This window comes from Azospirillum agricola, from assembly GCF_020005195.1.
GTDB lineage: Bacteria > Pseudomonadota > Alphaproteobacteria > Azospirillales > Azospirillaceae > Azospirillum > Azospirillum agricola.
The window spans coordinates 393804-417129 of the sequence record NZ_JAIFZR010000001.1; the positions used below are offsets into that span (position 1 = coordinate 393804).

A 23326-nucleotide genomic window follows, 5' to 3' on the forward strand; every position below is an offset into this window, starting at 1 on the left:
GTGAGCGGGCCGCCCCACCTGAGCAGCCCGCTCACTCCCCTTCGGCTTCCGCCAACAGCCGGGCCAGCTTCACCCGTCCGGCCGGCGTGACCAGCACCGTCTCCATGGTGGAGGTGGAGCCGTCCGACTGCTCGATGTTGGTCAGCTTGTGCTCCAGCTCGCCGGCCTGGATTCGGGATTGGTAGGCGATCCAGCGGTCCATGCCGGGGCGGCGGTAGATCCACCGCTTCCGCTGCATGAAGTCGAACAGGTCTTTCGGGCGGACCTGGAGAAGCTTCGCCGTCTCGGTGATCTTCCTGGAGCCTTCGCGAGGGGTGGCGAGGCGATCGAGGGCTTCGGCCGTCGGCGCTATCTCCGCGACCTTGGCTGTCAGCGTCTTCTTGTCCGCGGCATACCGGGCCAACAGCGGCAGAAGGTGGTCCGGGTTCATCGGGTCGAAGGACTGCTGCGCCTGGTTGGCCAAGGCTCGGGCGGCTTCCTCGGCCCAGATGAAATAGCACCTATGATCGCAAGAAGCTGATGGACAAGGCCACCTTCCTCGACTTCACCATCGAAAGTGGTTCAGCGAACCGATACCGAACCGGGGTTCAAGGTCGTACCGCGGCGCTGGGTGGTCGAGCGGACCTTCGGATGGATGATCCGCTGGAGACGTCTGGTTCGCGATTACGAAGCGCGGATTGACGTCTCCGGCGGCATGATACAGCTCGCAGCGGCAAGTCTGCTACTCCGACGATTCTGCCATTGAAACGGTTGTCAAACGGGCACTTGGCAATCCCGAGAATTCTCTAAATTTTCATACAAACGGGAAACGTTATCACTTCTTTATAACAAAATTGAAAAACTCATCACAAATATTTGTAGATGGATCAGCTTTGTAAGGCAGGCTTATAAGATGATTGACTCTACTATTTACTATCGATGTGCGATCGTTCCAAAAGGCGCAATATCTTTCTCCGGAAACGAACTCACAGAGGGCATTTGAGTCTGACCACTTATAAAGTGCTCTCGTAAAAGGTGTTAACAAAAAGGCTCCTGGAGCATATGTATTTGTTATTATAGATGATGTTTCTTCTTTGTGAATATCAACAACGACCTTATTTGTTAAATTAACAAAATCTTTAAACGATCTTCTTAATAATTCTTTATTATTTCTGTACACACTTTCGCGCATCTTTTCAGTCAGGGCGGGAAGGATGTCATAGTATTGATCAACATGTTTGGATGATACGTGAATGGGCTGAGCCTCAAGAAATGATCTCTCATCAATTCTTTTCGAAATCCTTTCATGTATTATTTCCAAAATAATGTCTTTTTCACCGTTATCACAAATATTATTTGCTATAGCTGAGTTTTCGAGTAGAAAAAACAGAGATATACCAAAAATTGCAAAAATAACTATATTGATATGGATTGGCATCCTATGATTGATTTTTACCATGATGAGACTCCCGATAAGCCTAGCATTCATTGTAGTTTTGCTATTTTCCGTGTCAATCATCTTTCAGTGGTCGTTGCCACATCTTGATGCCCAGGATGCGGCAGACATCGGCGGCGACGAACCACGGCTCGGTTTCGCTGGTCTGAACACGCGGACGATGTGCTCGCCCTCGAATAGGAAAGGGATGGGCTCGGTGTTCATGGAAGCCTCCTTGCAGACACGAGAAGGCCCGCAACCAGGATGGCGCGGGCGGACAGACGATTCGGTGGTGGCGGGCCGGGTCAGGGTGCCAGGAACAGCGCCCGCTCGGCCGCGCGCCGGGTGACCAGCCCCGGCAAAGTGACCTTGGCGACGATGCCGGTTCGCTTGTCGCGCACGCTCCCCTTGATCCAGGCGCCGAACTGGCCGGAAGCCCCGGCGTAATCACGTCGGTTCAGCAGCTTGAGCATGGTGGAGGACGCCAAGCTGCCGGCCCCCAGGTTGAAGACGAAGGAGGCGAGCGCCCCGCGCTGGTTGGCGGTCAGCGGCACCTTGACCAGCCGATCGACGGCGGCGGCGGCCTCGGTCAGGTCGGCCGACAGGAACGCCTCGGCCTGGGGCTCGGTGATGGTGCGCCGGCCGATGTCGGCCTCGGTGACGCCGGCGGTATGGCCGTAGCCGATCGTCGGTACGCCAGACGGGCAACGGTAGGCGGTCAGGAACAGGCCCTCGGCCTGCTTGACGAGAGCGATGGCGGTCGCGCAGACGGGGCGCGTGGTGACGGTGGTCATCGAATCCTCCGGTCATGAAAAAGGCGCCTCGCGGGCGCCGGGTCGGTCAGGGCTGGAGTGTTGTCGCGGCGCCAGCCGTTGTCAGGCCAGCCGGCGGTGTGGTCGATGCTGGCCGGATCGGGCGAGACGGCGGCGGCGTCCTTGAGCACCCACGACTGGGCCTTGATCGCTCCGACGTGGTCCTCGACCAGCCCAATGAACGCCGCCACCTTGACGTCGTCCATCGGCACCATGACGTTGGACTTGGAGCGCCAGTAGCCACCGTGAGGGCTGGCCTCGCCGCGGTTGAGCTTGGCCTCGATCGCCAGCATGTCGGTCCGGCTCTCGACATCGATCTGGTAGATGTTGCCCTCGAAGGCGAAGCCCGCGTCGTAGCGCCGATCGCGCTCGGCGTTGACCTGTTGGATCTTGGCGGCCCGGTCGGCAGCGAGCTGCGCCGCCAGCTCGGCTGGTGTCAGGTCGACGACGTCGTACCGCACCGTCACGGCGTCGGCGCCGAGCGTCCACGCCTCCTCCGCATGGCGGACGAGGCGTTGGTCAGCGGTGACGGACGGCGGCTCGTCGACCACGGGCAGCAGCCGGACGTCGGGGCACAGGGTTGCCCAGTCCTCGGCCGTCCAGGTGGTCCAAGCCAAGGCGGGGTGCTAGGTGCCGTCCGACCCGGCGAAAGCCTGCTCCTGGTAAAAGACGCGGAAGGTGTTGTCAGGCCACACGAGCGCGGCCGGGAATTGCACGGACATGATGGACTCCGTTATCAGGCGGCGACGAGGATCTTGAGATACAGCGCGGTGCCGTTGTTCCAGCTGAGCACGGCCTTGCTGGGCAGGCTCGCCGGGAAGGCGTCGATGGACACGGCGGAGTTGGTCGGCAGGGATGTCGTTGCGGTGACCGGGGGTGTCATGACGGCGCTGCCAGTGTCGAAGGTCTGGGCCGCCACGCTCAGGTTGCTGCCCGAGACGCGATAGAACAGCCCGGCCTTGCCGTCCGGCGTGAGGGCATCGGGGTTCTGGTACCACCAAGTATTGGTCGGCGGATTGCTGGTGTAGGCGGTGAAGGTCGGGACGTAGGTGCCAGCCGCGAAGGTCAGTTTGCCCCAGCCGGTCATGTAACCGTTGCTCGCGAACGAGAAAATCCCGCACTCTCTGATCTGACCGCGCCCATAGACGATGCTATTGCTGCCGGCATAGGGCGGAGAGAAGTTTCTGATCTCAGTCCAAGTAGTGCCGCTGATGCTGTAGATTTTGTATGTCAGGTTGCTGCTGGCGTCCGTCACACCAACACAGACGTGGGTGCTGTCCAGGACAGCGCAGCCCCGAAAACCATAAGGCACGGGGCTCGCCAAGCTGACGGTGCCGGCGATGCTGGTGCCGCTAACGGTGTGTGTCGTGCCGTTGTCTACCCAGGTGGCGGGGGTCAGGTTTTGCAGTCGGTCAGCAAACCCACTCACGCCGAAGGTATCGGCTTTATTCACCGTCCCCAGCGTGATGGTGTCGGCACCGTCCAAGCTGAAGACAAAGGCATTGTTGGCGTTGCGGTCCGAGCTGTAGTAAGCGACGGCCTGGGTATCGCTGACCCGCTTCATCGCAATTTCTTGGCCGTTGGGACCGGCGATGCCGTAGCCCGTGCCGGCAAAGACTGCGAAATCCTGTTTGGCCCCCCAAGCAATCGTGTTCCCGTTGAGGCTGAAAACGCAGAACGACATGGTCCCCCAATAGTTGTCTCCCCGGTTTGTGTTCGGCCACGCCACGACGCCCTTGGTCGGCGTCAGCAACACCGCGCCGTAGGAGCTGCGGGCGGAACCGCCAGGGGACGCGGAGAGCGCCCAAGGCAGCGCCGTTGCCGCGCCATCCTGAGCTCCAGTATAGCCGGCCCAGGGCGACCCACCGTCGGTCATCGCCATCGAGTACCCGAACATCACGCCCACCCCTTAAATGCGTTGCACTCGATCCGCGTCGTGCCGACCACGTCACCGATCACCCGATCGGTGACGCCGGCCGTGGTGGACAGCACCGGGGCAACGTTGTTCAAAAATTTCCAGTAGCTGCCCCAACTGGCCGTCCGGTTGCCGGTGGCGTCCTGCTTGATGATCAGGATGATTTCCTGCCCGTCCGACAGGTTGGTCGGGTTCGCAAAGGTCGTGGCGCCGGCCAGCGTGATGCTGAAGCGGTTCCCGAGGTTGGCGTCGATGGTGATCGTGCTGGCCCAGGTCAGCGGGATGGCGGGCGAGCGCACGGCCTTGGCAAAGCTCACCACGCCGGTCGCCAGCACTCGAAACGCCTCGATGCCGTTGGCGACGGCCGCCCAGACACCGGCCGAGACACGGTAGATGCCGCTGGTCGCCTCGCCGAGCTGGAGGCCGGGCGCAGCCAGGGTGCCGGCCGTCGTCTGCACAGCGGAGGTCAGGGTGCCGCCGGACCACTGTGTCCCGACATCACCCCTCCCCACGAAGCCCAGCACCAGCCCCGTCCCGGCGGTCATGGTCGCCGACGCGCTCACGTAGGCGACCGGGACCGTCACATAGCCGGCATGGGCGACCACCGCGCCCGTCACCTGGAAATCGGCCCGCTGGCTCCTGTCACCGACGACGGCCAGCCGGAGCGCGCCCTTGATCGACGACGTTCCCGCGCCCCAGGTCGCCAGCAGCGCGGCGATGTCCGCCCCGTCGGCGTCGGTGGTCGAGACGTAGAGCGCGGTTATGCCGGCCAGCGTCGCGTTGTTGCCGCGCAGCTTGCCGGTGCCGGGGTTGGCATCGGCGGTTCCGGCGTCCCAGGCCAGCCGGGCGGAGCCACCAACGGCGTAGGCGTCGGCCGACAGCGACGCCACTTCCCCGGCCGCCGTCACGACGTCGGCCAGCATCGGCTCGAAATTGGTGTCGGGGCCGCCCGTGCCGGTCATCCCAAAGGCGTTGGACACGGCGTTGAACGGATCCAGGTTGTACTGACGCAGCCGCGCCAGGGCCTCGCTGAACAGGCTCATTCCTTCCACTCCAGAAAGTCCATGGTGGTGCTGGCGTAGCGGGGCGGCAGCAGCTTGTGCGCGTGGTCGCCGACCCGGCGGAACAGGCCGCCGTAGCGGAAGCACTGCTCCGGGCTGTCCACCCGCGGCAGCCAGACGATGGGCTTCTCGTTGCCGGCCCGATGGGCGGCATCGAACAGTTTGTCGCGCACGGTGCTCTCCACCGCTGCGAGATCGATGGTGGCGGTGCGCTTGCGCAGGCCCGCCTCGGTCCACACGTAGCCGCCCGGCTGCTCGATCAGCTCGGTGTTGCTCTTGACGCCGTCGCCCGAGCCGGGGGCGTGCCGGGTGATGGACAGGCCGTCGCCGGCCCAGCCCAGGCCGATGCGATAGACGGTATCGTCGGTGCCGTCCGGCCGGTAGGCGCCGCCCCACAGCGACCAGCGCACCACCCGCGCCCGGCACAGCGGCACGTTCGCGTGGATGTTGGTTGAGTAGAGGCGGAACTCCTTGTTGCGCAGCCCGCCACGCAGCCAGGACGCATAGCCCGGCTGTAGGGTCTTCGGGTCGTACAGGCCGGGGATGACGCGGCGGTCCCGGCCGTTGGGATAGCGGGTGTCGGCCACCTTCACCGTCCGTCCGGTGTCCAGCCACGCCTCCATCCGGCAGCGGGCTTCCTGCCAGAGGTTGACCGAGAACAGCCCGCCATAGGCGAGATCGACCGGGAACACCCATTCCATGTCGATCACCACCGGATCGTCGGCCGTGCCGAGCCGGTCGGACACCGCAGCGTCGACGAGCGGCGTGGTCAGCAGCGCGGCGAGCGGCGCGGTCGTCGCCCAGCTCGTGCCGGGGCTGGTCACCGCGCACGGGTTCTCGACGTCGTTGCCGCACTCGTTGGTGTCGGTGAAGAACCCGGCCACGGTCAGCTCTCCACGTAGAGGGTGGCGCCGCCGCCGCGGTCGCGGTTGGTCCGGCCGTAGAGCACCACCGGGGCGCCCGCCTCGAAGCCGGCCAGATCGTCCTCGACCCGGACGACGTCGCCGATCCACACGCCGGGGGCGCCATCGGTCACCTTCAGCTCGTAGGGCTGCGGCGGGTTGGTCCGCTCCGCCACCCACGCCGCCAGCTCGGCCACCGCGTCCGCTTCGAGAGCCAGGGCGGTCTCGACATACTCGACCTTGGCGCCGACGCCGTAGGCCGCGACGATCGCCGCGTCGGTGACCGACGCCGCCTCACGCCAAGGCTGCGTCCACAGCGCCGTGTCGGCCGCGCTCGCGGTGTCGGCGGTGCGGCTGTCGGGGTTGGGGTTCTCGGCGTAGCGCAGGATCACCTGCTTGGGCGGCGGGGTGTTGGTGCGGGTCAGCGGCTTCAGGCCGGGCGTGCCGCCGCCGGCCCGGCGGTAGGAACGCACCGGGGTGGCCCCGGCCGCGCGCGGCAGGCGTGTGACAACCAGGTCGTCACCGATGCCGATGTACCAGCGACCGCGCGCCACCGAGCCGACCAGCCTGTCGTAAACGTCCCGGTGCGACCGGCCGTCGCCGGCCGGCAGGTAGACGCCGACCGTGCGCGGCGTGGCGTCTATACCGGCGCCGCTGCCGCTGGTGACCAGCCCGGCCTCGACGGCGAGTGCCAACGTGAGTTCGCCGGGGTAGCGCTTCCAGACGCCGCCGAACTTCCGGCCCTTCACCTCGACGCGGAAGTCCTCGTATTTGGTCGACGTACCGATGTAGCCGGTCGCCAGATCGACGACATACTGGCCCGACGTCGGGGTGCCGGTGACCTTGATGCAGGCGGCGGCGCTCGACCAGCCGCGCGGGACGTCCTCGATCGGCTGGCCGCCGCTGACTCCCCAGCGGTGCAGCCCGCCGATGACGCCGAGATAGGTCGGGCTGACCATCGGGCACCAGCCCAGCGCGTCCTCCTTCAGGGTGTCCTTCAGCTCGGCTGGGCCCTCGTAGCCGCCGGTCCCCAGGTAGCGCCGGGTCTGGACGGGGGTGTCGAAATCGGCCTGCCGGTCGTAGAGCGGGACGCGGATCGCGGTGCGCTCCAGCGCCGGAATGCCGGCGCGGGCGCTCCACACCGTCACGGCGGTGCCGTAGGCGGCGGCCTCGTCCACCTCCTTCTCGGTGATGCGCTGGATCACGTAGTCGGTCAGCAGGACGTTGAGCGGCCGGGCGCCCAGCTCCACCCGGGTCAGAGCCTCGGCGGTCACGTCGTAGACGCTGGCGTAGCGGGGGAGCGCGTCCGGCGTCCGGACGTTGATCAGGGTGAGATCGTCCCGCTTCAGGCCGCTGTTGCCGTCGCCCGCCGCCTGGATGATCACCTCGGCCCATTGCCCGACCAGCGGCAGCCATGTGACCGACGCCGGCGTGTCGTCGGCGCGCGACTGGTAGCCCTGCGACCCGGCGCAGAGGTGCCAGCGGTGTTGATGCCCGCTGGCCCGGTGATGGGTCAGCAGCTCGTAGAGGTGCTTTTTCATGGGAACTCCGGATCAGCCTGCGGCGGCGATGCGCCGGGGAAGGTCGGCAAGGTCGGTGCTGAGACGATCGAGGCGGGCGGCCAGGTCCCCGGCCGCGCGAAGGCGCTGCATGGCGGCGTCGTGGTTGCCGGCGGTCAGTTCGGTCAGCACCTCGCCGACCTTCCGGCCAACCTCGCCCATGGCCTTGACCAGCGCCGCGCCGCCGGCCCCGCCGTCCTGGCCCGCCGGCAGGAAGCCGACGACGTTGGGCCCCAGCTCGCCGCGGGCTGCGGCGAGGGCGGTGGCGATCTGCTCGGCGGTCCAGATGCGGCTCGGGCCGGTGGCCTCGATCTCCCATCCCCGCTCACCGACGAGGCGGAGGCCGCCGGCGTGGTCGCCGCCGGTGGCGAAGGTCGGGATTCCCTTGTCGTGGGCGACCTGGGTGATCCAGTCGGCCGTCGGGCCGCCCGCCGGGGCCTGCCGGGCGGTGGCGATCACCGCGCGCCAGACCGCCGGGTCGCTGCCCAGCGCGTTGATGCCGTCGACCTTCTCCTGCCAGAGGGACGTGCCCTGCTGCTTCACCTGGGCTTCGGTCAGAGCACCGCTTTTCTCCCCCGCGACAAGCTGATCGAACCGCTGGAACCACTCGGCCATCCAGGCGCTTTGCTTGGCGATCTCCGGGTTCGCCGGTGCCGGCGTCGAGGTGGTGCCGCCCAGGTCGATGGCGTTGACCGCCGCCGTCAGGTCGCCGAAGGCGGCGAGCACGCCATCCTTGAGATCCTGGGTGACGGCGATTTGCCGCTCGCCGTAGCGCGCGACGGCATCCCTTTCCTGCTGCGCGACCTTCAGCGCCTCGTCGGCGATCTTGACTTGGCGCTCGGCCGCGTCGAGCTGCGGCCCGAACGTCTCGTCCAGCGCCGCCAGCTTGGCCAAGCTGTCGTCGAACAGCGTCCGCTCGGTCTTCGCCGTCTGCTCGGCTTCCAGGGTGTTGCGCTTTTCGAGCAGCGGCACGATGGCGGCGAGGGCTTCGGCGTCGCCGCCCATCGCCTTGGCGAAGGTCTCGGCGATCTGATCTTCCAGCGTGTCCTTTTGCTGGCCGGGTGTCAGGGGGGAGGCCTCGCCGATCAGCCAATCCTTCATCGCCTGCCGAATCGAGCGCACCGCCTGCCCGAAGGTCGAGACGAAGTCGCGGGCGGCTTGGCTGCTCTGCTGAAGGCCCCGGATTTGCTGGTCGTAGGCGGTCAGGAGTTCCTGCTGCTTGGCCTTGGCGATGGCGTTGGCACGGTCGTAGGCCAACACCTGATCCAGCCGGGTCAGGTCACCGCCGCGCAGGCCGGCGTTCCAGGCGTCCCGGCGCTCCCCCGCCGCCGACAGGTCGGCCCGCATGGTGGCGGCCCAGACGTCACCCCCCTTGGCGGAGGCGCCCCGGATATAGATGCCGGCGTTCTTGGCGTCGCGGGTGGCGGCCCGATCGCGCGCCACCGCCTCGTTGTCCAACCACTGGACGTACTTCATGGCCGCGACCGTGACGTCGTCGAGACCGTCGGTCACCGCCTGCGCGATCTCGCGGGCTTGCTTGACGCCACGCTCGTAATCGTCGGCCTCGTCGGTTCGGCCCAGGCCGCGCAGGGCCCGCCCCGTCAGATCCTCACGGGCCTGCTGATTGCTGGCGGCCTTCGTCACCACGGTCGCGGCCTGCATCTGCCGCGCGAGGTCGCCCACGGCGCCGCCATAGGTCCGCGCCACCTCGTCGAGCTGGGACGCGGTCAGGCCGGAGAGGATCGAGGCAACCCCGGCGTTGAACACCTCCCAGGCCCGTTCGGGACCTTGGCCGATGGCCGCGCCGTTGCGGACATCGGTGATCCGCTGGCCTTCCAGCCCAGCCAGATCGTTGAGGTAGCCCTTGCCCGACGCGGTGTTGTAGCGGGTGGTCAGGTCGGCGTTGTAGGCGGCGCGCAATTTGTTGAGGGTGTTGGTCAGACCCTCGGTGATCTTCTTCCTGGCCTCCTCGGCGCTGTAGCCGACGGCCTGCAGCACCGGCCCCATGGCCTCCCACTGCGCCGTGGCCGTTGCCACCTGGGCTTCGAACGCGGTGTAGGTCTTCGGGTCGGCGCCGGACACGAGCGTGTCGACATACTGCTTGGTCGCCGCATCGGCCTTGCCGACGTCCAGCCCCAGCTCCGCCGTGGTGGTGCGGAACTCGGTGAGCTGCTTGGCCAGCTCCTCGGCCGACGCCTTGCCCTGCTTGCGGGCGGTGTCCTCCAGGCCGATCGACTGCGTCATGGCGTCGATGCTGTCCTGGAAGTTCGCGGCGAAGCTCATCTTCGCCATGAACTCGTTGATGTCCTTGGTCGAGACGTTCTTCACCGCCGTCAGGACATCGGTGGAGGCATCGACCAGCCCACCCTCGACGTTCTTCTTGAAGGCGGCGATCACCGCCTCGTCGAGCGAGCCGAAGTCGCCAGTCAGCTCGCCGGTCAAGGTGCGGGCCTTGTACCGTCCGTCGCGTCCCTCGACGCCGACGCCGAAATCCGCCGTCGTCTTGCCTCCGATTGCCCCGATAAACTGGCTCGTCGCCGCGGTGATCGATTCAAGGAGCTGCTGCGCCTGTTGCGGGTCGTCTTCGTTGTCGGTCGCGGCGGAGGAGACGACCTGCTTGCCGTCACGATAGGTGACGGTGGCGGCGGCGGTCGGCGGACCCCGATCCTGACCGAACAGCCCTTCCAACAGCGTCCCGGCGATGGCGACGATTGGGGCGTACATCTGCAAGCCAGGGATGAAGCTCATCACCGTGGCGGCGGTGTTGGCGATGCCGCTCACCGGCTTGTTGTTGGCAAAGCTGGAAATCGCGCCGACGCCGTAACCGACGCCGCCGATCATGTCGCCATAGGTGACGCCCGCTCCGGTCCCCGGCGCGTAGCCGAGCTGACCGACATCGTCGATGCCGGCCATCATGGAGCTGGACGGCCCGCCATAGGCAGACGTGTTCAGCCAGGACGATGCGCTGCTGATGCCCCCGCCGAACTGCCGGTCCAGCCAGCCACCGGACGCCTTCGACGCCAACCCGCCGAGGCTGAGGATGCCTGAGCCATCGTTGTTGGTGAGGCTGATGCCGCCGGAACCGCTGCCACCGCCCAGGTCCCACAGCGAGGGGCTGTTGCCGCCTCCGATGCCGAGCGCGTTCTTCGCCGGGTTGACGAGAGCCATCTTGCCGACGTCGACCGCCAGCGAGGTCAGAGCTGCACGCCAGAGGTTGCCCCACTTCACCGTCTCGCCCTGGCCCTTCACGATGGCGTCGACCGCCGATTCCAGCGGGCGCACCACCGCATCGTCGATCGCGTCGCCGACGCCTTCCCAGGCGTCCCGGCTGTGTTCGGTGGCGATTTGCAGGTCGGCGGTCTCGACGGCAAGCTGGCGCGTCTGGTCGACGACCTTCCGCTCCTCCTCCGACAGCTCCTTGGTGACGTCGATGCCGCGCTGACGGATCAGCAACTCGGCCTGCTGGATGGCGAGCGCGCGGGTCCGTTCGTCCGCCGTCCGGCCGACGAGCGAGGCTTCCAGGCGCTGCTGCTCCAGGGTGTCGCGCTGTTGCTGGTTGTACTGCTTCAGCGCGTCGACGCGGGACAGGGCGGCGGCCTTCTTCGAGGCGGCGTCGTAGCCGGCCGCCAACTCGCGCAGCCGCTTGGCCAGCTCGATGTTGCCCGCCTTCTCGGCCGCCTGGGCGGCGGCGAGTGCCGTCGACGTCGTCTTGGCGACCTGGGCGGCGCGCTCGGCCTCCATCCGGACCGCCACGCTCTCGCCGGTGGCGTCGACCACGCCGCGCTGCGCCTCTGTCTCCAGTTCGATCTGCTGCGTCGCCTGGGCCAGCGACACGGCCTCTTCGCCGGCACGCTCGGCGACGAGCTGGCGCGTGCGGGCCTCGACGTCGATCGCCGACGTGACCGCCTCGCTCTGCGCCTGACGTCGCGCGTCCGCTTCGATGCCGGCCGCCAGGGATTCCCGGTAGGCGTCGGCCGCCGCGACCGTGCCCCGGATGGCGGCGGCGGTCTGGGCGTTCTGCGCCGCGATGGCCTGCGTCTGGCTGTTGGTGACGGCGGCGCCCGCGGCGTCGACCTGGGCCTTGCGCTCGGCCTTGCTGGTCGCGGTGCCGAACAGTTCGATTTCCTGGCGTTGCTGCGCCAGGAACTTCTCGCGCGCCGGGCCGACCATGCCGGCGGCCTGCTTGTCCGCCTCGGCCTGCCGCTTGCGCTTGTAGGCGTCGAGGTCGCCGCCGTTGGCCGCGACCGTGTTCAGGTCGGCAAGCTGGTTCTCCAGCCCGGCCAGACCCACCTTCGCCTGATCCGACGCGCCGGCCATGTCCTCGCCGAAGGCGCGCTTCAGCTTCGTCACCTTCTCGGTGACGGCGTCGACCTGGGTGCCAAGCGGCCGGGCGGCGCGGGTGATCTCGTCGGCCTCGACCTGGAACCGGTCCCGGTCGCGGACGTCCTTCAGCAGGGCGGCCTGCTCGCGGGCGCGCGCCTCCACCGCGCGGCGGCGCGTCAGCTCGGCGTCCTTCGCGGCAAGGTCCCGGTCGTAGGTCGCCATGCCGGGCGCCGCCAGCCGGCTGTCGATCGGAACGGCCTCGCGGCCCGCAGCACCGCCGGTCTCGGCGTCGACACGCGCCTGGTCAAGGTTACGCGCCTCGATCAGACGGCGGCGCTCCTCCTCCAGCCGCTTGATGGCCTGGGCGTTGGTCTCCGGCGCTACGGCTTGACCCACCGCGTCGAAGGCGTTGCTGCTGGCCCGGCCGACACGCTCCCACGCCTGGGCGAAGGTGGTGGTGTTGTCGGCCAGCCCCCGCACGCGGTTGCCCAGCCTGTCGGCCAACAGGACACGGGCCTCCTCCTCGCGGCCGGTCGCCTTGAGCTGGCGGACGTGCTCCATCTCCTTGGCGGTCAGAATGCCGTAGGCCGCCTGTAGGCGCTCCATGCCGGCGACCGGATCCGAGAACAGTCCGGCAAGGTCGGCCGTCGCCTCGTCCGCGCTCTTGTTGGTCGCGGCGGCGTAGTCACGCGACAGCCCGATCAGCGCCTCCATCGACTCCGCGCCGATCTTGCCGGTGCGGATGTAGGCGGATTCCTGCTCGCGGGCGGCGGTGACGGTGATGTTGCCGGTCTCGGCCGACCGGACGGCCAGATCCTCCAGCGCCGTCGACGACAGGCCGATGGCGTCGCCCATCAAGCGCGTCGAGGTGTTGACCGCCAGGATGGATTTCTGGTGCTTCTCGGAAGCGACCGCGACCAGGCCGAAGCCGACCGCTACACCGCCGATGGCCAGAGTCGCCAGTCCAGCCGGGCTGGCCAGCAGCGACAAAGCGCGGCCGACGCCGCCGACGGCGCTGGTCGCCTGCGGCCCCTGCTGCATCAGCACCAGAAGCGGGTTCATGCCGCCGGCCAGGCTGACGACGGTGTCCTGGAGCTGGTAGGTCAGGTTGGTCAGCTCGTGCGCGGCGAGCTTGGTCCCCTTGGCCGCGGTCTCGCCGGCGCGGCCGGTGTCGTTGAGGGCTCGCGACAGGACGGTGTAGCGCTCGTACGAGATCCGGCCTTCGGACAAGGCCTTGTCGAGCTTGGCCTGTGTCTCCGCCGCCCGGCGCGTCGCGGCGCCGAGAGTGTCCAGCCGATCCTCCAGCACGCGGAAGGCGGCGGCGTCCTTCTCGGCCTCCTCCCGCAGCTTGCGGGCGGCGATGGTGGCCGGGTCGTGGGCGTCGGCGATGCGCTGCAACTCGCGCTCGTAGGCATCTCCGGTGACGATGCCGGCGCGCTGGGCGTCCTGTAGGTCCGCCAGTTCGGCCTCGTAGCGCTTGGCGGCGGTGGTGACCGGGTCGAACTTTCCTTCCAGCAGGTCCAACTCGCGGCCCCACGCCTCGATGTAGGCGCGGCGGGATTCCGTGTTGGCGCCCTGGCCGACTGGCCGAGGATGCCCAGGCGGCGGTCGATCTTGTCAGCGCTGTTGATCAGCCCGGCCGCCGCCGCGTCGACGTCCTTCTGCACGGCGCCGACGGCCCGCTTGACCGCCCGCGACGCGGCGTCGAGCCGATCGAACGCCTTGTCGACCTTGGCCAGAGAGCGATCGATCTTGTCCGTGGAGCCGCCGACGACCTGCGCCGCCTGCTCCATCTGCTGCCGCAGGAGAGCCGTCGACGCTTCGATCGGTATGGACAAGCCGGCGAGATCTTCAGCCATGGGCGGCCCCCTGCAAACAGCGAAGGCCGCTCCTCATGGGGGCGGCCTTCCTTTCGAGCGACGAGAGAGGAAATCGACCAGATCGGCGGTGGCCGTCTCCGAATCGGCGGGGAACTCGTCGTCGGCATCCTCATCGCGCCGGCTGGCGAACGGCGAGGTGTCGACGACGAATTTCATGGTGCCCCGCAGGGCCATCTCCAGAAGCGGAATGGGCGTGTCGAGCACGGTGTCCGGGGACCAGTCCTTGGCCCCGAGCACCCGCTCAACGAGATCGTCGAGGTACGCCTCGACGGTCAGGAAGCGGCGGCCTCGCCTTCCACCGCCGCCACCGCGCCGTTTCCCCGTTCAGCCTCCTCGGCGTCGGCGCGGCGCTCCTCCTCCGTCCGGCCGCCGTTCAGCAGCATCAGGATGTACTGGTAGAGCACGCGGGCCGTGGGGGTGATGCCGTAGCCGAACACGGCGTCGTCGGCAGCCTCGCCGGAGCGGCCGGAAGCGGCGGCGAAGATGGTGACCACCTTGGGATAGTCGATGGCGATCAGCGCCGACAGGGCGTTTTGCAGGCCGTCGGTGGCCTTGCTGATGGCGGCGGCGGCGCGCGGGGTGCAGCGCAGCTCCACGGTCTCGCCGTCGATGGTCAGGGTGACGACGCCGCGGGCATACTTCGGGGTGGACATGGGTTCGAACCTTCTTCGTCAGAGGAAAGGCGTCAGGGCGGATGAAGGAAGGACCGGCGGCGCCCTGACCCGCCGCCGGCCCGCACGCTGGACGCGACGGGCGTTACGAGCTGCCCTTCGGCACCGGCGTGTAGCTCTCGGTCAGCTCCAGCTTCAGGGAGCGCTTCCAGACGTCGCTGGCGCCGCCAGGGACGCGACGGGTGGAGGTGACCAGGGCGCGGAAATAGAAGCGGGTGCCGTGATGGCCGGGCAGCGGCAAACCGGTGTCCGGGTCGCGGTCGACGTTGTTCTTCTCGACGTAGAAGTTGTAGGCCGCCGGGTCGATCATCGCCGCGTCCAGCCGCTCGCGGCCGGGATCGTCCTCGATGTCGGCGATCGTCATCTGCATGGCGCCGGGATCGACGATGCCCTTGCCCTTGTAGACCTTGCCCTCGTCGGTGGCGTTGAACTTGATCACCTCGGCCTCGTCGCCGAACTCGCCGAAGTTCTCGATCTTGCCGATGCGGATGTAGGTGTCGGCCGTCAGGCTGTTCGCCTTCGAGCCAACGAACAGCTTCGAGCCAATCGTGGATTGGACGTCCATGGGGGAAACCCTCTCGTGTGCGTGGATGCGGCGGGCGCCGCCGGGTCACGAGCGCAGGACCAGCGCCCGGAACTGGATCACGCCGTGACGGATGACGCCGTCCGGCTGGGTGAAGACGGTGGAGTGGCGGAACAGCAGGCGCGCCGGCCGGAAGCCGGCAACCGTCAATGGCCGGTCGTGCAGGGCCGTTCGGATCCGGGCCAGCAGACCGTTGGCCTCCGGATAGTCCTGATCGGACCAGACATGGAGCGTGACCAGATGCTCCTCGGCCTCGACATCGACCAGCGTCGAAGGGGTCGCGCTGGTCTCGCCTATGCTGACGAAGGGATAGGGCTGGCCCTGCGGCATGCTCTCCACCACCGGCACCGGCGCGACGGCGGGAGTCAGGCGGGCGTAGAGCGCGGCCTGGAGCGGATCGGCGGCGAGGCTCATTCCATCCCCTTTCCGCCCGCGACGACGCGCGCCAGAGCCCGGCCAACCGCGACCCGCACGCGCTGGATCGGGGCGTTGCGGTTGGCCTCATAGGCCGGGAACAGGAAAGGCATCGCCGGGGTGGCGGCGTGCTTGAAAGGGTTGCCGTTCTTGTCGATTCCCTCGCTGGCCACGGTTCCGAATTCGACAAGATGGATATGCGCGGCCCGGTTCCCGCCCCATGAACCGACGCGGGCCTTCAGGCCGCTCCGGTCGATCCGCACCTTGAAGCGCTGCTCCAGGGTGCCATCGGCGTAGGGGTGGCCGGCGCCGGGCTTCGGCATCAGCTTGCGGGCGTCGGCGAAGAGGATCAGGGCGGATTCCGCCACCGCCTCTTTCACCTCACCCGTCACCTCGTCGGGCAGCTTGCGCAGGGTGCGCTGCAACTTCGCCGCACCCTTGACCTTGCTTCGCGCCATGGCGGATTTTCCTCAGATGGGCACGCCGGCTTCGCAGTCGATGAATATGAAGGCGGTGCGCGACCCCGTGTCGGGAGTGAACCGGACATTCATCGCCTTGCCCTGCCAGACGATCCGGCATCCGGCGGTGACGTCGGTGCGCCGGCGGATGGCGATGCGATAGACCGCCGCCGCCTCGATTTGACCGGAGGCGGCGAGCTCACGCCCGGAGACCGGCCGCACCCTGGCCCAGACGGTCGCCACCTCGGCCCATCCCTTGACCACGCCGCCGCGACCGTTGGGTGTGTTGTCGGGCCGCTCGATCCTGATGCGCTGGTCCAGCTCGCCGGCCCCGATCATGGCGCCCACCACGCCTGCGTCGGGGCTCCCAGAAGCGAGCGGGTCCAGCCGGACAGCGAGCGCACCCGGCCGGCCATCTCCGGCGCGGCATGATGCCATGCCGGCCGGTGGCCGCCGAGACGGCGCGGGATGGGCGACCCGTCGGCATAGGGCTGGGCATCGTCCAGCGGCGCGCCGGCCAGGATCACCCGGCGGTAGCCGAGTTGGTGGAGGGCGATGCGGACGGCGTAGAGGCTGGAGGTGCCGAACCGCTCGATGTCCGCCGTCACCCGGTCGATGCCGGGGCTCGGATCGGGCGCCCAGGTGGTGAAGCCGCCAACCAGGCCGTCGGCCGCACGGCGCCGGGCGAAGCCGGCGAGCTGGTCGGGATGCAGCGACACCCAATGGTCGAGCGCCCCGACGACCAGCCCGGCCCGGTTCACCGCCATGACGTCGGCGTCGATCGGGCCCAGCGCCGCCAGATCGTCGAACAGGCCGGCGGCAAAGCCCAGGATCAGCAGCGGCTTCATGCGAAGGTGATCCGGCGGTACGGGTCGAGCAACCACGCGACGGTGGAGTTCTTGACGTGGGTGGCGCCGATGATGGCGGCCTCGCGGTTGGCGTAGAGGTCGCCGAGCACCAGCAGGATCGCCAGCTTCACCGGGTCGGGCACCGGCACCTCGGCGCCCTCGCCGTCCTGCCAGGGCAGCGGCCGGTCGAGGTGCTGCGCGACGGCGCCCTCCGCCGCCGACAGCTTCAGCGTGATGTCGGCGTCATCGGCGTCGCCATCGACGCGGAGGTGCGCCTTGGCCTCGTCCAGGGTCACGACGGTCATGCGGGACGCTCCGGAGCGAGGGGGCGCCACAGCGGGCGCCCCGTCAGGGTCAGGCCGGCGGGTTGCTGGTCGGGAACATCGCCGGGTGGCCGAGCAACGCCACCGCCGAGACGAAGCTGTTCCCGGTGTTGTTGGCCGGCGTCACGGTCAGCCGGACATACCGCTTGATGCCGACGTAGCCGATCTTGAACACCTTGTCGTCGTCCGCGAAGGTGAAGCTCGCCAGGGCCTCGGTGCCGAGCAAATCCACATCCGGCACCGCGGCGGCGTCGGACAGGTTGGCGGCGTTGCCGTGCTCGACCAGCACGGTGAAGGTGGCGTCGGCATCGGCCAGGGCGCCGGTGAGGATCAGGAACGTCAGGCTGCCATAGCCCAGCATGTCGATGATCTGGGAGACGATGGGCGTGTTGTCGGTGACGGCAGCCGCCGGGGAGATCGCCCGCTTCGGGGCGATGCTGTTCATCAGGTCGCGCATGGAAGGCCCTCCTTCAGGCCTGGAAAAGGGGATGCGGCGGCCCGAAGGCCGCCGAGGATCAGGCGGCGATCTTCAGCAGCTTGAACGCCTCGAAGTTCTGCACCCCGCCGCCGGTGCGCTTGGTGGTGTAGAAGAGGATGTTCGGCTTGCTGGTGAACGGGTCGCGCAGCACCCGCACGCCGACCCGGTCCAGGATCAGGTAGCCGCGCTTGAAGTCGCCGAAGGCGATCGGGAAGGCGCCAGCCGCGACGTCGGGCATGTTGTCGTCGTCCACCAGCGGGTAGCCCATGAAGGAGGCGGGCTCGCCGGCCAGCACCGACGGTTGCCACAGGTAGTTGCCCTGACCGTCCTTGAACTTGCGGATCTTGCCCACCGTGGCGTCGTTCATCAGCCAGGAGGCGTTCTGACGGTAGCCCCGCTTCAGGGCGTAGATCAGATCGAGGAAGGCATCCGACGGGCTGGAGGCGGCGAAGCCCGCCGCGCCGCCGGAGACGACGAAGCCCAGCTTGCCCCAGGCGTGATCGGCGTTCGCCACCTTGTCGTAGGACAGCAGGCCGCGCGGCTCGTCCACGCCGTTGCCGCTGATGTGGGCGGCGCCCTCCTGCTCGGCGAACTCGATCGACACCTCGTCGGCGAGCCACTGCTCGATGTTCATGGAGGCGTCGTCGAGCATGGTCTGGGTCGCGGCCGGCTGGGCGTACAGCTCCTTCATGCCGAACTCCAGGCCGATCAGCCGGGGCGTGGCGGTTTCGGGCCGGCCGCTGTTCTCGCCCACCCAGCCGCTGGTGGCGCCGCCGACGTTCACCAGCTTCTTGTAGGCGGCGGCGCCGATCGAGCGCACGGTGGCGACGGAGCGCATCGACGACATGGTGCCGAGCACGCGGTCGATTCCGGACTCCATCTCCACCGGCACGACATAGCCGCCGTCCGGATCGCTCTGGGTGTTGAGCTTCGCCTTCACCTCCAGGTCGCGCAGGTTGGCGTCGACGCCCTTGCGGAAGAACTGGCCGAACGCCTTGGCGTGCTCGGCGCGCGCCGGGTCGTTGTCGCCGCCGCCGGTGCCGTTCAGCTTCAGGGCGGCCAGCTGGGCGTTCGTCTGGTCGAGAGCCTTCTGCATGTCGGTGACGGCGGCGTTGATGCGGTCGACCTTCTCCACCTTCACGACGTCGTCGAAGCCCTTCTTCATCTCCTTGATCTGTTCGCCGTGCTCCGTCCTGAACTCGGAGAATGCCTTCTGTAGGTTGGCCAGGATGGTGTTGGCATCGGTGGTCGCGTCCGCGCGCACCGATGCGATCCCGCGCTTGCGGGTGGTCAGCATCTTCATGTCGTCCTTTCAGGATCGAATGGTTTCGAGAAGCCGCAGGGCTGCGGCGGGATCGAAGCCAGCGCGGAGCGTGGCGGGGGGCTCGGCAGCGCTGGACGTGCCGAGGGCTTCGCGCATCAGGCGGCGCCGCTCGGAGCGCGGCAGGCCGTCCTTGGCGAGAAGGGCGTCGAGACGGCGCCGGGCGGACAGCTCGGCCCGCGCGGTGGCGCCGTCGGAAGAGGGGGCGGGGTCGTTGAAGGTGGCGTCGGCGAAGCCCTTGTCGACGGCCTCCGACGCCCGCATGAAGGTCTCGGCGTCCATCAGCTGGGCGACGGCCTTGACCGTCTGGCCGGTGCGCGCGGCGTAGATGTCGGCCATCGCCGCGTCGTACTGCTCGAAGGTGTCGGCGGCGGCCCGCCAGTCATGGCGGTTGCCGACGACGGAGCCCCATGCGTTGTGGATCATCAGGAAGGAGCCGAGCCCCACCTCGATGCGGTCGCCGGCCATGGCGATGATGGAGGCCGCCGATGCGGCCAGCCCCATCACCTTGACGGTCACCTCGGCCGGGTGCTCGCGCAGCAGATTGTAGATGGCCAGCCCTTCGAACATGTCGCCGCCGGGGCTGTTGACGCTGACCGTCACCGGCTTGGCGCCGATCGCGCGCAGCGCGCCGGAAATGCGCTTGGCGGTGACACCCTCGCCGGTCCACCAATCGACGCCGATGACGTCCATGATGCTGATCGTGCCGGGCTCGTCGGCCGCCGCCGAGGCCGTGGCGGACCAGCGCTCCAGCGCGTCGGATGGCGGATCCCAGTGCAGCCCCTCGGGGCGCTCGAACGCCTGGGCGACCGGGAGATTACGGAGCGACATTGCGGTTTTCTCCTGCACTGACGAGGCCGCCGCCGTCGGCGTGCCGGCCCAGGCCGACCGATTCACGGACCTCGTTGACTTCCATCCATGGCCGTTGGCCGCCGGCACCCAGCGCCTTGGCGAAGAACTCGGCCTGATCCTTCAGTGTGCCGCGCAGCAGCTCGGTCTCGTCGAAGTCGGGGAAGACGGTCCCGCGATCCGGGAGGGGGATGCAGGATCGGGTGATCGCCTGCTCCCAGGCCTGGAACCATGGCGCCAGGCCGTAGCGGACGAAAAGGATGCTCAACTGCTCGATGCCCGAGCCCCAGGACGTGTCGTCGACTCCCATCAGCGGGCGCGGCACGCCGAAGACGCGGGCGATCTCCTCGACCAGCGAGGCGCGGGCCTCGACCAACTGGGAATCCTTGGCGGTGTTGGCGAAGGGCTTGGCCTCCATGCCCTCCTCGGTGATGATCCACTTGCCGGCGTTCTCCGGGCCGGCGTGGATCTCGGTCAACGAGTCGCGGAGGAACTGCTTCCCCTCCGGCCCCAGCTTGCCGGGGTGCTTCAGGTTGCCGCCGACCATCATGCCGTTGCGGAAGATGCGCTCCGCGGCGCGGCCGGACTGGAGCGCGAGCGAGATGGTCTCGGCGGCCTTCTGGACGCGGGACATTCCCGTCAGGCCGTTCAGCGACAAGCCGCGCAGATGCAGGACATCACGCGCCTCGTAGGTGCCCTGCGTCCCGTCGGCGCGGGTGATCTCGTAGCGCACCGACAGGTCGGGCATCTGCCGCACCCGGACCCGACAGGGGTCGACCGGAATGAACTGCGTGATCCTGGCGCCGGTCCGCACGATGATGGCATAGGCGTTCCCGTGGACCAGCACCCAGGCCTGCATGAGCTGCTTGAACTCGAAGGCCGTCTGCCAGCCGTTCGGCTGGTAGGCGAGCAAATCGAACAGCGGGTGGTCCTCGTCCTTCACGACGGAGCCGGCTTCCCGGCGCATGAGGACGATCGGCAGCATGCCGATGCTGCTCGACACCAGATCGACGCAGCGGAAGACGGCCGAGTTCCGCAACGCCTCCTCCACCGACACCGTGGTGCCGGCGACGCCGCCCGTGCGCAGGAACTCCAGCAAGCTCGGATCGTCCAGGCCGGTGAAAGCTTGCCCGCCGCTCGCCTGGGGCCGCTGGCCGCCCTGCGCCCGGCCGGCGCGGAAGAAGTCGAACAAGCCCATCAGCGCCTCACAGGATCAGCAGGCCGCGGGTCGCGTAGACCGAGGGGCCGCGCGCCGCCGGGTTGGTCGCCATGAGCGCCACAGCGTTGAACGTGCTCATCAGCGGGTCGATCTTGGCCGTTCCGCTGGCCTGCTTGGTGATCGAGACGGCGTTGCCGGCCTGGACGATGCGGGCGTTGCCGACGCACCACGCCATCATCGCCCGCCCGCCGTGCGCCGCGGTGCCCGACGCCAGCCGGCGCTCGGCCGTCTTGATGGCGCCATTCAGCTTCCAGCCCTGCGAAATCCCGATGATCCGGTCCAGCGCGATGCCGCGCCCGGTCAGCTCGTCGACAATCTCGCCGATGCCGGCGGCGTCGACGCCGATTCCCTGCTCGGCCAGCAGTTCGGCCTGCTCGACCCGCATGACGACGTCGGCCAGCTCGGTGACGGCCTGGGCCGGGTCGGTGACGATGGTCAGGTTGCCGTCCTTCTCGAAGTCGAGGAGGCGGGGCGCGATCTCCTTCCGGCGGTCCAGCACGATCTTGTGCGCCCAGGCGTGGCACCAGATCAGCCAACGCCGCGTCTCCCGGCAACGCCCCAGCACGGTCAGGCCGAGCAGGTCGTCGAGCCCGCCGCCGTCGATCCCGACCACCGCCACCTCGCACCGCTCCAGGATCGCCTCCAGGGTGATCGCCGCGTCGCCGCAGGATTCCCAGAAGTCGGCGCCGGCCCAACGATCCGTTCCGAGCGATAGCCCGATTTCCAGGTTCAGGTGCTGCGATGCCCAAGCCCGCAGTTCGTCTGGCCCGGTCGTCTCCGCAGTGTGGAAGCCCTCAAGCAACCGCTCGATGCTGATCGACCTCCCGCGGTTCGGCGTGACCATCGGCCAGTGGATCGGGTTGCGCCACGCCTCTTCGCTGCGCTGGATCTCTTCCGGAAGCTCGTAGAGCACAGGCAACATGATGCCGGACTGCTTGCCGTCGCGGATCGCGCGCGCCTTCGTCAGTTCAGCCTTGAAGGTGCCGGTGGGCGGCTCCTCCGACTGTGTCGTGATGAAAACGAAGAACGCTTCCGGGAACGGCAGCATGCCGCCGCGAAGCTGACGGATCGCGCTCGCCGCCTTGCTCATCTTCGCGCAGACGTGCAACTCGTCGAGCAGGATGCCGGCTGGCTTCTGGCCGGTCAGAACCGACGGGTTGAAGGTCATGACCTCCAGCGTCGCGCCGGTCTGGCGGTGAACGATCGTCTTCAGGTGGGACCGGACGTGGCACTTGGCATCCAGAACCGGATCCAGCCCGATCGCGCCTTCGGCCTGGTTGAACGCGAGTTCCGTGATGTCCTGCGTCGGCGCGGTCATGATGAACTTCGCCTTCGGCCGCTTGTTCAGCAGCAGCGCGGTCAGCATGAGCAAGGCGCCATAACTGGTCTTCGAGTTTTTCTTCGGGACCAGCGTCAGGATTTCGCGGATGTGACGTTCGCCGGAGACCGGATCAATCGAGCCGAACAGCGCGCGTACGATGTCGCGGAACCAGTCACCGGCGGCCATATCCAGCGTCGGCGTGCCAGGGACATCGGCCAGCTTCAGCCGGTTGAAGACTGCAACCGCCCTGTCCGCCTGCGCCATATCGAGCGGCAGGTCGGGCAGCAGCGAGCGACCCGACCGAAGACGCTCCGGCCAGTCAGGGCAAGACAGGTTCCAAGCCATCAGTTCAGCAACCCGTCCCAGGAAGTGCCCTGCTCGGCACCGTGCGCGCCCTGTTGAGCGATTTCCTTCTTGCCGGGCGCGTCGGGCGACGGCGCCGGTCGGAACATGCCGAGGTGCTGCCCCATCTTCACCAGCGCCCCCAGCTTGTCGTGCATGCGAACCTTCAGCGTGCCGTCCTTGCTCTGGCTGACTTCCAGGATGCCGGCCGCCGCGGCATCAGAGAGCTTCGCGCTGTCGGTGATGACGACCTCGTTGGCGACCTGGAGAACGGGTTCACCGGTGTCGGGATCCTCCGCGACCTGCTGAACCGCCGCCCGCCACTGCACAACCTGTCGGATGTCGCTGAAGCCGAGCTTTGCCAACTCCGCCATGATCATGTCGGGCGTGATTCCAGAGCGGATGGACAGCCGGCGCTGCCCCTCGTCGATGGCCTTCGCGACGTTAACATCCTTCAACAGTCTGGAGGCCTGCGCCGCCGCCGTTTTAGGGCTGTAGCCGGCCGTGATTGCCGCCCTTGTCCCATTCGGTTCAAGGAGATAGGCGTCAACGAACCGCCGCTTTTGATCGGTGAGGGGCATTAACAACCTCGCTCCAACAACGCGCGGGGGAGAAAAAAACTCTACGTGAGAG

Annotated in this window: 23 protein-coding genes and 1 pseudogene; 1 reads left to right on the forward strand and 23 read right to left on the reverse strand. The window is 67.8% G+C overall.

The features are described 5' to 3' along the window. Window positions 1-31 precede the first annotated feature (31 nt). Window positions 32-463, reverse strand: coding sequence for a phage antirepressor KilAC domain-containing protein (locus JN22_RS01615; protein ID WP_085552233.1), 432 nt, complete (start codon window positions 461-463; stop codon window positions 32-34). A 29-nt stretch (window positions 464-492) separates the two neighbouring features. Between JN22_RS01615 and JN22_RS01620 the strand changes: the two are divergent. Beyond that, window positions 493-745, forward strand: a pseudogene (locus tag JN22_RS01620) (transposase); the annotation flags it as partial. 69 nt (window positions 746-814) lie between these two features. Here the strand turns inward: JN22_RS01620 and JN22_RS01625 are convergent. The 22 genes from JN22_RS01625 to JN22_RS01730 form a co-directional block, all read right to left on the reverse strand. Next, the gene (locus JN22_RS01625) at window positions 815-1498 is read right to left on the reverse strand and encodes a hypothetical protein (RefSeq protein ID WP_143268098.1); all 684 of its coding nucleotides are present in this window, start codon (window positions 1496-1498) and stop codon (window positions 815-817) included. A gap of 221 nt (window positions 1499-1719) precedes the next feature. Next, a complete protein-coding gene (locus JN22_RS01630; protein WP_085552234.1) occupies window positions 1720-2208 on the reverse strand; it encodes a lysozyme in 489 nt (162 codons plus the stop codon). Continuing rightward, complete coding sequence (locus tag JN22_RS01635) at window positions 2205-2843, reverse strand: DUF4376 domain-containing protein (protein WP_085552235.1); 639 nt, start codon at window positions 2841-2843, stop codon at window positions 2205-2207. Before JN22_RS01635 ends, JN22_RS01630 begins: the two co-directional genes overlap by 4 nt. Window positions 2844-2962: 119 nt before the next feature. Then, window positions 2963-4108 (reverse strand): hypothetical protein, encoded by a 1146-nt coding sequence (locus JN22_RS01640; RefSeq protein WP_143268099.1) that lies wholly within the window; start codon window positions 4106-4108, stop codon window positions 2963-2965. A 14-nt stretch (window positions 4109-4122) separates the two neighbouring features. Continuing rightward, window positions 4123-5184, reverse strand: coding sequence for a hypothetical protein (locus tag JN22_RS01645; protein WP_085552237.1), 1062 nt, complete (start codon window positions 5182-5184; stop codon window positions 4123-4125). Continuing rightward, on the reverse strand, window positions 5181-6086 hold the full coding sequence (locus JN22_RS01650) for a hypothetical protein (RefSeq protein WP_085552238.1): 906 nt from the start codon (window positions 6084-6086) through the stop codon (window positions 5181-5183). Before JN22_RS01650 ends, JN22_RS01645 begins: the two co-directional genes overlap by 4 nt. A gap of 2 nt (window positions 6087-6088) precedes the next feature. Then, window positions 6089-7645, reverse strand: coding sequence for a hypothetical protein (locus JN22_RS01655; protein ID WP_085552239.1), 1557 nt, complete (start codon window positions 7643-7645; stop codon window positions 6089-6091). Between the two features lie 12 nt (window positions 7646-7657). Then, window positions 7658-13510, reverse strand: a complete 5853-nt coding sequence (locus JN22_RS01660) for a phage tail length tape measure family protein (protein WP_085552240.1) — start codon at window positions 13508-13510, stop codon at window positions 7658-7660. 368 nt (window positions 13511-13878) lie between these two features. Beyond that, complete coding sequence (locus tag JN22_RS01665) at window positions 13879-14070, reverse strand: hypothetical protein (protein WP_143268100.1); 192 nt, start codon at window positions 14068-14070, stop codon at window positions 13879-13881. A gap of 68 nt (window positions 14071-14138) precedes the next feature. After that, window positions 14139-14519, reverse strand: a complete 381-nt coding sequence (locus JN22_RS01670; RefSeq protein ID WP_085552242.1) for a hypothetical protein — start codon at window positions 14517-14519, stop codon at window positions 14139-14141. A 103-nt stretch (window positions 14520-14622) separates the two neighbouring features. Beyond that, window positions 14623-15102, reverse strand: coding sequence for a hypothetical protein (locus JN22_RS01675; protein ID WP_085552243.1), 480 nt, complete (start codon window positions 15100-15102; stop codon window positions 14623-14625). 45 nt (window positions 15103-15147) lie between these two features. Beyond that, window positions 15148-15534: a DUF3168 domain-containing protein gene (locus JN22_RS01680; RefSeq protein WP_085552244.1), complete on the reverse strand. Its 387-nt coding sequence runs from the start codon at window positions 15532-15534 to the stop codon at window positions 15148-15150. Continuing rightward, entirely contained in the window at window positions 15531-15992 is a 462-nt protein-coding gene (locus JN22_RS01685) for an HK97-gp10 family putative phage morphogenesis protein (RefSeq protein WP_085552245.1), read from the reverse strand. The genes JN22_RS01680 and JN22_RS01685 overlap by 4 nt, the downstream gene beginning before the upstream one ends. 12 nt (window positions 15993-16004) lie before the next feature. Further along, the gene (locus JN22_RS01690; protein WP_179166013.1) at window positions 16005-16331 is read right to left on the reverse strand and encodes a phage head closure protein; all 327 of its coding nucleotides are present in this window, start codon (window positions 16329-16331) and stop codon (window positions 16005-16007) included. Further along, a complete protein-coding gene (locus tag JN22_RS01695) occupies window positions 16328-16840 on the reverse strand; it encodes a hypothetical protein (RefSeq protein WP_085552247.1) in 513 nt (170 codons plus the stop codon). The genes JN22_RS01690 and JN22_RS01695 overlap by 4 nt, the downstream gene beginning before the upstream one ends. Continuing rightward, window positions 16837-17145 (reverse strand): head-tail connector protein, encoded by a 309-nt coding sequence (locus tag JN22_RS01700; protein ID WP_085552146.1) that lies wholly within the window; start codon window positions 17143-17145, stop codon window positions 16837-16839. Before JN22_RS01700 ends, JN22_RS01695 begins: the two co-directional genes overlap by 4 nt. Before the next feature lie 49 nt (window positions 17146-17194). After that, window positions 17195-17620 (reverse strand): hypothetical protein, encoded by a 426-nt coding sequence (locus tag JN22_RS01705; RefSeq protein ID WP_085552145.1) that lies wholly within the window; start codon window positions 17618-17620, stop codon window positions 17195-17197. 58 nt (window positions 17621-17678) lie between these two features. Further along, on the reverse strand, window positions 17679-18944 hold the full coding sequence (locus JN22_RS01710; protein ID WP_085552144.1) for a phage major capsid protein: 1266 nt from the start codon (window positions 18942-18944) through the stop codon (window positions 17679-17681). Window positions 18945-18953: 9 nt separating this feature from the next. Continuing rightward, a complete protein-coding gene (locus JN22_RS01715) occupies window positions 18954-19793 on the reverse strand; it encodes a head maturation protease, ClpP-related (protein ID WP_085552143.1) in 840 nt (279 codons plus the stop codon). Continuing rightward, entirely contained in the window at window positions 19780-21009 is a 1230-nt protein-coding gene (locus JN22_RS01720) for a phage portal protein (RefSeq protein WP_085552142.1), read from the reverse strand. The genes JN22_RS01715 and JN22_RS01720 overlap by 14 nt, the downstream gene beginning before the upstream one ends. Window positions 21010-21016: 7 nt before the next feature. Then, window positions 21017-22696, reverse strand: coding sequence for a terminase large subunit (locus JN22_RS01725; protein WP_085552248.1), 1680 nt, complete (start codon window positions 22694-22696; stop codon window positions 21017-21019). After that, a complete protein-coding gene (locus JN22_RS01730; protein WP_085552249.1) occupies window positions 22696-23274 on the reverse strand; it encodes a terminase small subunit in 579 nt (192 codons plus the stop codon). Before JN22_RS01730 ends, JN22_RS01725 begins: the two co-directional genes overlap by 1 nt. Window positions 23275-23326 lie beyond the last annotated feature (52 nt).

Bases quoted from the DNA above. Each gene is read 5' to 3' on its own strand.
- JN22_RS01625 (WP_143268098.1), bottom strand. From the start codon at position 1,498: ATGATTGACACGGAAAATAGCAAAACTACAATGAATGCTAGGCTTATC.
- JN22_RS01630 (WP_085552234.1), bottom strand. From the start codon at position 2,208: ATGACCACCGTCACCACGCGCCCCGTCTGCGCGACCGCCATCGCTCTC.
- JN22_RS01640 (WP_143268099.1), bottom strand. From the start codon at position 4,108: ATGGCGATGACCGACGGTGGGTCGCCCTGGGCCGGCTATACTGGAGCT.
- JN22_RS01645 (WP_085552237.1), bottom strand. From the start codon at position 5,184: ATGAGCCTGTTCAGCGAGGCCCTGGCGCGGCTGCGTCAGTACAACCTG.
- JN22_RS01655 (WP_085552239.1), bottom strand. From the start codon at position 7,645: ATGAAAAAGCACCTCTACGAGCTGCTGACCCATCACCGGGCCAGCGGG.
- JN22_RS01670 (WP_085552242.1), bottom strand. From the start codon at position 14,519: ATGTCCACCCCGAAGTATGCCCGCGGCGTCGTCACCCTGACCATCGAC.
- JN22_RS01675 (WP_085552243.1), bottom strand. From the start codon at position 15,102: ATGGACGTCCAATCCACGATTGGCTCGAAGCTGTTCGTTGGCTCGAAG.
- JN22_RS01680 (WP_085552244.1), bottom strand. From the start codon at position 15,534: ATGAGCCTCGCCGCCGATCCGCTCCAGGCCGCGCTCTACGCCCGCCTG.
- JN22_RS01685 (WP_085552245.1), bottom strand. From the start codon at position 15,992: ATGGCGCGAAGCAAGGTCAAGGGTGCGGCGAAGTTGCAGCGCACCCTG.
- JN22_RS01690 (WP_179166013.1), bottom strand. From the start codon at position 16,331: ATGATCGGGGCCGGCGAGCTGGACCAGCGCATCAGGATCGAGCGGCCC.
- JN22_RS01695 (WP_085552247.1), bottom strand. From the start codon at position 16,840: ATGAAGCCGCTGCTGATCCTGGGCTTTGCCGCCGGCCTGTTCGACGAT.
- JN22_RS01700 (WP_085552146.1), bottom strand. From the start codon at position 17,145: ATGACCGTCGTGACCCTGGACGAGGCCAAGGCGCACCTCCGCGTCGAT.
- JN22_RS01705 (WP_085552145.1), bottom strand. From the start codon at position 17,620: ATGCGCGACCTGATGAACAGCATCGCCCCGAAGCGGGCGATCTCCCCG.
- JN22_RS01710 (WP_085552144.1), bottom strand. From the start codon at position 18,944: ATGAAGATGCTGACCACCCGCAAGCGCGGGATCGCATCGGTGCGCGCG.
- JN22_RS01715 (WP_085552143.1), bottom strand. From the start codon at position 19,793: ATGTCGCTCCGTAATCTCCCGGTCGCCCAGGCGTTCGAGCGCCCCGAG.
- JN22_RS01720 (WP_085552142.1), bottom strand. From the start codon at position 21,009: ATGGGCTTGTTCGACTTCTTCCGCGCCGGCCGGGCGCAGGGCGGCCAG.
- JN22_RS01725 (WP_085552248.1), bottom strand. From the start codon at position 22,696: ATGGCTTGGAACCTGTCTTGCCCTGACTGGCCGGAGCGTCTTCGGTCG.
- JN22_RS01730 (WP_085552249.1), bottom strand. From the start codon at position 23,274: ATGCCCCTCACCGATCAAAAGCGGCGGTTCGTTGACGCCTATCTCCTT.